The sequence below is a fragment of the Eikenella sp. HMSC071B05 genome, from assembly GCF_001811325.1.
In the GTDB taxonomy this organism is placed as follows: domain Bacteria; phylum Pseudomonadota; class Gammaproteobacteria; order Burkholderiales; family Neisseriaceae; genus Eikenella; species Eikenella corrodens.
Genome location: NZ_KV804550.1, coordinates 1 through 6,223, shown reverse-complemented (window position 1 = coordinate 6,223; position 6,223 = coordinate 1). Strand labels below are relative to the sequence as shown.

General features: G+C 54.9%; 7 protein-coding genes. 5 read left to right on the top strand and 2 right to left on the bottom strand.

Annotation, left to right across the window (positions count from 1 at the left end; genetic code table 11):
* Positions 1 to 77: 77 nt before the first annotated feature.
* Positions 78 to 659, bottom strand: coding sequence for an opacity family porin (locus HMPREF2796_RS05845; protein WP_070631760.1), 582 nt, complete (start codon positions 657 to 659; stop codon positions 78 to 80).
* Between the two features lie 246 nt (positions 660 to 905).
* Positions 906 to 2,243 carry an ATP-dependent protease ATPase subunit HslU gene (hslU, locus tag HMPREF2796_RS05840; RefSeq protein WP_246826812.1) on the bottom strand — a complete coding sequence of 446 codons (1,338 nt, stop codon included), beginning with the start codon at positions 2,241 to 2,243 and terminating at the stop codon, positions 906 to 908.
* A 392-nt stretch (positions 2,244 to 2,635) separates the two neighbouring features.
* Here hslU and rpsP point away from each other — a divergent pair, with 392 nt between their 5' ends.
* The 5 genes from rpsP (at position 2,636) to HMPREF2796_RS05815 (ending at position 5,685) form a co-directional block, all read left to right on the top strand.
* Positions 2,636 to 2,884: a 30S ribosomal protein S16 gene (gene rpsP / locus HMPREF2796_RS05835; RefSeq protein ID WP_023887900.1), complete on the top strand. Its 249-nt coding sequence runs from the start codon at positions 2,636 to 2,638 to the stop codon at positions 2,882 to 2,884.
* Positions 2,885 to 2,900: 16 nt separating this feature from the next.
* On the top strand, positions 2,901 to 3,413 hold the full coding sequence (rimM, locus tag HMPREF2796_RS05830; RefSeq protein ID WP_064084488.1) for a ribosome maturation factor RimM: 513 nt from the start codon (positions 2,901 to 2,903) through the stop codon (positions 3,411 to 3,413).
* Positions 3,413 to 4,156 carry a tRNA (guanosine(37)-N1)-methyltransferase TrmD gene (gene trmD, locus HMPREF2796_RS05825; protein WP_070631754.1) on the top strand — a complete coding sequence of 248 codons (744 nt, stop codon included), beginning with the start codon at positions 3,413 to 3,415 and terminating at the stop codon, positions 4,154 to 4,156. The genes rimM and trmD overlap by 1 nt, the downstream gene beginning before the upstream one ends.
* Positions 4,157 to 4,173: 17 nt before the next feature.
* A complete protein-coding gene (gene rplS, locus HMPREF2796_RS05820) occupies positions 4,174 to 4,545 on the top strand; it encodes a 50S ribosomal protein L19 (protein WP_003824892.1) in 372 nt (123 codons plus the stop codon).
* A gap of 177 nt (positions 4,546 to 4,722) precedes the next feature.
* Complete coding sequence (locus HMPREF2796_RS05815) at positions 4,723 to 5,685, top strand: endonuclease/exonuclease/phosphatase family protein (protein WP_246826811.1); 963 nt, start codon at positions 4,723 to 4,725, stop codon at positions 5,683 to 5,685.
* Positions 5,686 to 6,223 lie beyond the last annotated feature (538 nt).

Genomic DNA, 6,223 nt, shown 5'->3' with positions numbered 1-6,223 from the left:
GTTTCTGCGAAGCTAAACTTTCAGGTAGCCTTTGTTTTGTTCAACCCGGCACACAGCCGGGCTGCCGGTTCGGGCAATTAGAATTTCACGCGCACGCCAGCGGAAACTTCGTGGGAGTCCACTTTCACGCCGTCGAATTTGCCCCAGTAGTTGTAGCGGTAGCCTGCATCCAGAGCAATATTCTGGGTGATGTCGTAACCCACACCGGCCACGATGCCGACGCCGGTTTTGGTTTCGCGATGGTGGTAGTGCTCGGTGTAGCCGGTGCCGTTTTCAGTGGTGTCGAACGATACGCGGTTAAGCGCCACACGGCCGCCCACATAAGGTTTCACCGGAGCATTCAGGTCGAAATCATAAATGGCGGAAACACCGAAACTTTGAAATTTGGCTTCGGCATCATAAGTGGTCGAGCTGCTGATTCGGCCGCTTTCGCTGCGGGATTTGTAGTGCGTATAGTCGGCAGCCACGCGGAAGTTGCCGAAATCATAACCGGCAGAAAGGCGCGGGCTGAAGCCTTTGGCCGTGGCGCTTTCGCCATAAACCTTGCCTTTTACCGAAGCATGACCAAGGTCGCCTTGAACATAGAAACCTTGGTTGTCGTCAGCCAAGGCGGCGGCAGGAACGGCAAGGGCAATCAATGTAACCAGAATTTTTTTCATGTTGCGTCTTCCTCATAGGGATAAAGATTATTTGAATAACCGGCATACTTTTAGTAAAGCTGCCGGCAGCCGGATTGTATGGTGTTGCAGCGATATTAACAATCTTTAAAGCATTCTAATGGCAGATTGTCTAAACTTTTACCACAACATTAGCCAAGCTCAACCGTAAGAAGGCTACCTGAAACGCAATGCAGCAAGGTTTCTACGAAGCTAAATTTTCAGGTAGCCTGCTCTTATCCAAACAGCTTACAGCACGTACCGCGCCAAATCTTCCTGTTCGGCTACTTCGGCCAGCCGCTCGTCTACATAGGCGGCGGTAATTTGCGTGATGCCTTGCGGGGCGTGGAAAGATACGTCTTCCAGCAGTTTTTCCAGCACAGTGTGCAGGCGGCGGGCGCCGATGTTTTCGGTTTTCTCGTTTACTTGGAAGGCGATTTCGGCCAGGCGGGTGATGCCGTCGGGAGCGAAATCGAGCTCTACGCCGTCGGTGGCCAGCAGGGCTTGGTATTGCTTGGTGAGGCTGGCGTCGGTGCTGGTGAGGATGGCTTGGAAGTCTTCCACAGTAAGGCTGCTCAATTCCACGCGAATGGGGAAGCGGCCTTGCAGCTCGGGAATCAGGTCGCTGGGTTTACTTAAATGGAAGGCGCCGGAAGCGATGAAGAGGATGTGGTCGGTTTTAATCATGCCGTATTTGGTTTGCACGGTGGTGCCTTCCACCAAGGGCAAAAGGTCGCGCTGCACGCCTTGGCGCGACACGTCGCCGCCGTGTCGGTTGCTGTCGGCCGCGATTTTGTCGATTTCGTCGAGGAACACGATGCCGTGTTGCTCCACAGCGTGCACAGCCTGCTCGCGCAGTTCTTCTTCGTTAATCAGTTTGGCGGCTTCTTCGTCCAGCAAGAGCTTCATGGCGGCCGCTACTTTGATTTTGTGCGGTTTGGTGCGGCCTTTGCTGAAGTTGGCAAACATGTCTTGCAGCTGGCTGCTGAATTCTTCCATGCCGGGCGGGCCCATCACTTGCATGGAGGTGGGCGAGGCTTGGCTCAGTTCGATGTTGATTTCTTTATCATCCAATTCGCCCCGGCGCAGCATTTCGCGGAATTTTTTGCGAGTGTGGCTTTCGGGCTGCGGTTCGACCGGTTCGCCTTCGAAGCCGGTTTGCGGCGGGGGCGGCAACAGCGCGTCGAGCACGCGGTTTTCGGCAGCGTCTTGAGCGCGGTCGCGATTTTTGCGCACGGCCTGTTCGCGCAAATTCTTCAGGGCGATTTCCATCAAATCGCGCACGATGCTGTCCACATCGCGCCCCACATAGCCCACTTCGGTGAACTTGGTGGCCTCGATTTTGATAAACGGCGCATTGGCCAGCCGCGCCAAACGGCGGGCAATTTCGGTTTTGCCCACGCCGGTGGGGCCGATCATCAGGATATTTTTCGGCACGATTTCGCTTTGCAGCGGCTCGGCCACCTGGCTTCTGCGGTAGCGGTTGCGCAAGGCCACGGCCACAGCCTTTTTGGCCTGCTGCTGGCCGATGATGTGTTTGTCCAGCTCATGGACGATTTCTTGCGGGGTCATCACGGAAGTGCTCATAAAACGGCTCCCAAATAGCTTGGTCAAATATAGGGCGGATTAACCCGGCTTTTGCGCCAGCATTGGCTTGTCTGGTAACGAAAGCCAATTTAATCCGCCATCACGAACAGCAGGCAAATGGCACCGCCAAAGCGAAAATCAAGGGCAGCCGGCTGGTTTGCCCAAAGGTTTGGATTTCAGGTAGCCTGCTGGCAGGGCAACCGTCAGGGAAAAGGCTACCTGAAAACGGCGCAACCCTGCGCCTAAAGCAAGCCGCTTGCGGCATATCGTCCACCCGATACCACGATAAAACGGTATTTTTTCAACAAATGCTTGCGCCCGCATGGCAAATTACCCTAAAATCCGCTGTTTTCTTATTGATCAAATTTCCCGAAGGAAGAAGGAATAATAATATGGTAGTTATCCGTTTTTCGCGCGGCGGCTCCAAGCATTCTCCGTTTTTCAACATCGTGGTAGCCGATTCACGCAACCGTCGTGACGGCCGCTTCATCGAGCGCGTTGGCTTCTACAACCCCGTAGCCAACGAAAAACAGGAGCGCGTACGCCTGAACACCGAACGCCTGAACTACTGGGTGAGCCAAGGCGCGCAAGTAAGCGATGCCGTTGCCCGCTTGGTAAAAGAGCAGCAGAAAGCCGCTTAATCTCGGAATACCCGCCATGAGCCGCAGCCAAGACAACTGGGTAGCCATGGGCTATGTGAAAGGCGCTTTCGGCATCAAAGGCTGGGTAAAAGTGGCCGCCGATACCGAATATGCCGACAGCCTGCTGGACTACCCTGTATGGCAGCTGAGCAAAGACGGCGTTTCCCGCAGCTACACGCTGGAAAACGGCCAGGTGGCCGGCGATGAATTGCAAGTAAAATTCGCCGAAATAAGCGACCGTGATGCTGCACAGCTGTTGCGCGGCTACACCATCGAAATCAAACGCAGCGATTTTGAGCCCGCCCAAGAAGGCGAATACTACTGGGCCGACTTGGTCGGCTTGACGGTACGCAACCGACAAAACGAACTCATCGGCACAGTATGCAGCCTGATGGAAACCGGTGCGCACGATATTTTGGTGGTAGATGGTGAGCATGGCCGCAAACTGATTCCGTTTGTCGATCACTACATCGACAATGTGGATTTGGAACAAGGCAGCATCATTGCCGATTGGGGCTTGGATTACTGATGTATATCCAAGTCGTTACCCTGTTTGGCGAGATGTTCCGCAGCATCACCGACTACGGCGTAACCGGCCGCGCCCTGCAACGCGGCTTATGGCATTTCAACAGCATCAACCCGCGCCAGTTTGCCGACAACAAATTGGGCTACATCGACGACAGGCCTTTTGGCGGCGGCCCCGGCATGATTATGATGGCTGAACCGCTACAATCGGCAATCGATGCCGCCAAAGCGCAGCATAACGGTAAAGTGATTTACCTCAGCCCGCAAGGCAGCCAATTGACGCATCAAAAAGCAGCCGAACTGGCTAAACTGGACGGTTTGATTTTGGTGTGCGGCCGCTACGAAGGCATAGACGAGCGCCTGTTAAGCGGCGCCATTGATGAAGAAATCAGCATTGGCGACTTTGTGGTATCTGGAGGCGAGCTGCCGGCCATGATGCTGATGGATGCGGTATTGAGGCTGATTCCCGGCGTACTGGGCGATGCCGATTCGGCCGGACAGGATTCGTTTGCCAACGGCCTTTTAGACTGCCCGCACTACACCCGCCCGATAGAATTTCAGGGCATGACCGTGCCCGCTGTATTGCGCAGCGGCAACCATGCCCTGATTGCGGAATGGCGCTTAGAACAAGCGTTACGCCGCACCCTGCAGCGCCGACCAGACCTTTTGGCCGGCCGCGCATTAACCCCAGAGGAATCTAGGCTCCTGCAGAAAATCCAGCAGGAGGAACGAGATATCCCATCATAAACTTAAGGACTATAGCAATGAACTTGATTCAACAGCTCGAACAGGAAGAAATCGCCCGTTTGAACAAAACCATCCCCGAATTTGCTCCCGGCGACACCGTATCCGTTTCTGTGCGCGTAACCGAGGGTAACCGTACCCGTCTGCAAGCCTACGAAGGCGTGGTAATTTCCCGCCGCAACCGTGGCCTGAACAGCAACTTCATCGTGCGCAAAATCTCTAGCGGTGAAGGCGTGGAACGTACTTTCCAGCTGTATTCTCCCAACGTGGAAAAAATCGAAGTGAAACGCCGCGGCCACGTTCGCCGTGCCAAACTGTACTACCTGCGCGGCCTCACCGGTAAAGCTGCCCGCATCAAAGAAAAACTGTCTGGCCGCAAACTGGAAGATTAATCTTTGCTGTTATCGAAAACCTGCCCTCTGCGGCAGGTTTTTGTTTGTGGATTGATTCCCGAGCCGCTTTATCTCATACATGGGAAACCATAGAAAAACACCTGAGCACAAAGCCAAATATCGAGCAAATAAAGGCTACCTGAAATTCTAACTTCGGAGAGATCCACAAACTTACTCTTGATAAAATCCATTACATTCCGTTTTATCAAAATACACCACGCCTATTTTTCAGGTAGCCTCCATCCCACCCGCCACCTTTCCACCAACACCGCCATGTCCGCCTTTATCCGCCTGCGTCTGCACATCCTCGCCTTGCTCGCCCTGGCTGCCGCCATAGCCGGGCAGTTCGGCAGCTTATTCTGGCTGGCCGAACTGCTCAGCCATTTTCTGCCCCACTATGCTGCCGTCTTCATTCTCGCCGCGATTTGGCCGCGCCCGAAGTGGCGTGTGCTGTGGCTCGTGTGCACCGCCGCATCTCTGCTATGGCTGGCTCAACCCTTCACCCTGCCTGATGCCCCAGCCGGTGGTACACGGCTGGTTTGGTACAACGTCCATCTCGATAATCCTGCCGCCAAAGCAGAAAGTACCGCCCTTTTGGCTGAACAGGCCGACTTCATCGCGCTGGGCGAAATCAATCTCGACAACCCCGGCTGGCAAAGCCTGCGCCAAGCCTATCCGCACGGCTGCCAACGCCGCGAATACAGCCCTTTCGCCCTTGCCCTTTGGAGTAAACAACCGCTGGCCGCCTGCGAAGTGCGCATGATTAGCGACTACCCTTATATCCGCGCCCAAACTGCCGACGGCACCGCCCTCTACGCCCTGCACCCGCCGCCACCCATCAGCAGCGAACTAGCCGGAGCACGGCAACACTACCTGGCCGAAACCGCCCGCGCCCTCGCCGCCGAACCGCGCGCGCTGGCCGTGGGCGACTTCAACAGCAGCCCGTTTTCCCCGCTGTTCCGCCGCTTCCTGCAAGAAAGCGGCAGCCGTCCCGCCACCCGCTATTTCACACCCACTTGGAAACCGTTTTTCCTCAATATCGACCATGCCTTAGCCAAAGGCCTAAACGTTTCCGCCCGCCCCTTGCCCTGGCAGCACTCTGACCACCGGCCACTCTTGGTGGAATACGCCCATCAATAAAGCAAAAACAGCAAAGGCTACCTGAAACCGCCATTTCGTTTTCAGGTAGCCTTTCCCGCCCAGCCTTACCGCACATTGTGTGATAGAACATAACAAATCAAGCATCTATAAGGCTTTCAGCTATATTTCCGTTCCGCAATCGTTGCGTTTGAGGCTGATTTTTATCCAACAAAATCAAAGACTGGAAATTTTTTGCGGAACGGATTTCCTACCTTGGCCATGCCTTTATCAACCCGTCATGCCTAGCCGCGCAGTCGTTATACAGATGCACCACCTCCAATGCCCACGGCAGCATGACCTTGCCCGTTGTGCCGGATAATTCAGGCAGCCTTGGGCATGGTGTGGCCAAATCAGCAGGCGGCTCAATGGCGCTCGGCAATGGCGGCGTTGAGGACTGACACCCCGCTTGCATCAGTGCAATCGTCAATATACACAGGACGCTCGATAATTTTTTGTACCACTTCACGCTGTATTCTCACTTTCTCGTCTCGTTCGGACTTCCCTTTTTGATATTCCACGCTGGCCGCACGGGCGGTCT